This window comes from Candidatus Afararchaeum irisae, assembly GCA_034190545.1.
Classification (GTDB): Archaea; Halobacteriota; Halobacteria; order Halobacteriales; family Afararchaeaceae; genus Afararchaeum; species Afararchaeum irisae.
On the sequence record JAXIOF010000089.1, the window covers coordinates 1 to 1,743 of the forward strand.

Here is a 1,743-nt window from a genome sequence, read left to right on the forward strand (position 1 = left end):
GTATTCTCCTGTGCTTACGTATAAGTTACAGATGAACCCTTGTGGGGTTGAAGCTATCCGAGCTGTAAGCATATCTTCTCGGCTAACCAGTTACAAAAGAACCCTTGTAGGGACTGAAGTCTAGCAAGTGCTAGAAAGCATTGTTCACCCCACTCCGACGCTTATACGATCTCGAAAGACGTCAGTCGAGGTTGAGTCTTGATGAATAGGAAGGCACGTACTGTCGGACTGACTTTCTTGGCTCTATTCGCCCTCATAGGCGGGTCTTTCCTACTGGAGACGGTGACGAGCGACGACGAGGCAGAGGGAGAGATACCCAACGCCGAGCGAGTAAGAGTACTAGAGGTTAACGAGACCACCGACATCTTCCGTGTCATGCACCGGAACGGAGCTGTCGACGAGGCTCAGTTCGTCGACGGCGGAATATCTGAGATACTCGAAGACTCAGATGTCCGAATCTATCTTCTCAACGAGAGGAATGAGGACGGACGGTTGAAGGTATTTCATCTCGACGTGATTGAGATGAATGCCTCTAACCCCGACAGGTGGTAGTGGACAGCTTCAACGTGATCGTGGGCGTCGAGGTCGAGAGGTTAAGGGAAGACTCGGATGTATCACCGTGGTTACCCTGGGGGAGCTAACCAACAGTTTCGGTGGCTTCTCTAGAAGAGAAATGGGTTTTAGTCCTCACAAACAACTTCCCTTAGCTCTTCGAGTAGCTCAGGATGATGCTCTTCTAGTATCTCTATATCTTTTGTAAGTTCTTCATTAATACGGCTACGAACCCGAGATACAGCTTGGTACTCTTGGTCTTTTGTAGCTTCATCTTCCCCGGAGATATATTCCCGATCCGTGTCAGTCATTAATGCTCGATAACGACCCATGCCAGACAGCTTTGCACTCATGATAATTCATGTTTCTGCTTATGAAGTCTTAAAGGTTTGCACCAAAGCACATCATTTGCATTGGTGCAAAGTATTAAGTGATTAGAGATATAACTTATGGAGTAAGAAGCACGATACTCCAGACTACGGGATTTAGTTCTCGTAGAAGGAGACGGGTGCAGCAACACCCGCCGAGTGCTTCCCGGAGGATCGAGAAGCAATGAAAGCTACGAATACGACCCAGAAAGATGTATCGCTATTAGAGCAACTGCTAGATGGACTACGCGTCGGCATAGGAGAGTCACACGACGAGTTTGTGGTCTGCGACAGATGCGGTACCTACCTACGTGAAGGCTCGGATGTAACTGCTTACACTTACTCTAGGCAACAAGACGCCAGCTGGGACGTAAGAGGCGTCTACTGCAGTCACTGCTCTAAAACAGAGATATCTACAGCAATAAAAGGCACAGAGGAAGCCGTCGTCCAGGCACATCTCGCCCTCCTCGAAGACGCAAAATACCAGACAGCGTCACTAGTACTCACAGATCCCGAGGCACTCGATTACAGTCCTATAGAAGAAGGCACAGAACCCCAGACAGTCGCCGTGACAACTACAGGAGAGGAGGGTCACTAAGATGCAAGAGAGCACAGACCTCCAGAGGATCCACTGTAAACACTGCGGCGAGTCACCTCGTCTCCATAGAGACGCCGATGACAGAGACTGTCTTGTAGCAAGATGTGACTGTGACTCTCCGAGGAGACTACAGATCTACGATGCCGGAGTGCCACCTAAGTCATGGAGGGTCGAGTAATGATCGACGTCGACGAGCTCGCCCTCGATAAGTACCAGGTCATGCCC

3 protein-coding genes are annotated in these 1,743 nt (G+C 49.7%); 2 read left to right on the plus strand and 1 reads right to left on the minus strand.

The genetic code is table 11. The features are described 5' to 3' along the window. Positions 1-201: 201 nt before the first annotated feature. Positions 202-552 (plus strand): hypothetical protein, encoded by a 351-nt coding sequence (locus SV253_08915; GenBank protein MDY6776173.1) that lies wholly within the window; start codon positions 202-204, stop codon positions 550-552. A gap of 128 nt (positions 553-680) precedes the next feature. On the opposite strand, the gene SV253_08920 is transcribed toward SV253_08915, so the two are convergent. Continuing rightward, positions 681-884, minus strand: coding sequence for a hypothetical protein (locus SV253_08920; protein ID MDY6776174.1), 204 nt, complete (start codon positions 882-884; stop codon positions 681-683). Between the two features lie 220 nt (positions 885-1,104). On the opposite strand from SV253_08920, the gene SV253_08925 reads away from it, so the two are divergent. Continuing rightward, positions 1,105-1,518 carry a hypothetical protein gene (locus SV253_08925; protein MDY6776175.1) on the plus strand — a complete coding sequence of 138 codons (414 nt, stop codon included), beginning with the start codon at positions 1,105-1,107 and terminating at the stop codon, positions 1,516-1,518. Positions 1,519-1,743 lie beyond the last annotated feature (225 nt).

Coding starts and splice junctions, on each gene's coding strand:
- SV253_08915 (MDY6776173.1), top strand. CDS start 202: ATGAATAGGAAGGCACGTACTGTCGGACTGACTTTCTTGGCTCTATTC.
- SV253_08920 (MDY6776174.1), bottom strand. CDS start 884: ATGGGTCGTTATCGAGCATTAATGACTGACACGGATCGGGAATATATC.
- SV253_08925 (MDY6776175.1), top strand. CDS start 1,105: ATGAAAGCTACGAATACGACCCAGAAAGATGTATCGCTATTAGAGCAA.